The 644-nt window shown below is 60.7% G+C and carries 1 protein-coding gene; it reads right to left on the minus strand.

Features of this window, described 5'->3' with window-relative positions; genetic code table 11:
- Positions 1–609: carbonic anhydrase (locus O8B93_RS27865; RefSeq protein WP_269713112.1), on the minus strand; the 609-nt coding region annotated here is incomplete at its 3' end.
- Between the last annotated feature and the right edge of the window lie 35 nt (positions 610–644).

Raw genomic sequence — 644 nt, forward strand, 5'->3', positions numbered from 1 at the left:
GCTGTCGAGGTGATAGTAGGCGCCGACAATCTTGATGCGGCCTTCCGCCAGCGGTTTGAGCAGGAGAGGATCGCTTTCCTCGCGCAGATTGCGCACGACGCGGCGAACATTCTGTTTGACGGCGTTTTCCAGCGCATCGCCCTGCTGACCTCTCGCTTCAAGGACTGCCGGAATGATCGGCTCGATCATGTTGTCGATCTGACCCGGGAAGCGTGCATTCTTTTCCACCACTGACATGGCGGCCTTCACGGCTCCGCAGCTTTCATGCCCCATGACGACGATGAGCGGTACGCCGAGTTCTGCCACGGCATACTCGATCGAACCCATCGCCACCGTGTCCACGGTGTTGCCGGCATTGCGGATGATGAACAATTCGCCAAGACCACGGCCGAACAGGAGTTCCGGTGGTACCCGGCTGTCTGAGCAGGAGACGTAGGCGCAGAACGGCGCCTGTCCTTTCGCCAGTTCAAGGCGGCGCGCCTCGCTTCGATCGGGCACGATGATCTCGTCACGCAGGAAGGCTTCATTGCCGCGCTTGAGGAGGTCGAGAGCGCCATCAGGCGTCAAGGCCGACTTGCCGTCCTTGACGGGGGCGGGTTCAAGGGCCATTGCTTTGCCGCTTTTGGTTTGAGCCTGTGTAGTGG

Origin of the sequence: Martinezella rhizogenes (genome assembly GCF_027460065.1) — a bacterium.
Taxonomy (GTDB): domain Bacteria; phylum Pseudomonadota; class Alphaproteobacteria; order Rhizobiales; family Rhizobiaceae; genus Agrobacterium; species Agrobacterium rhizogenes_C.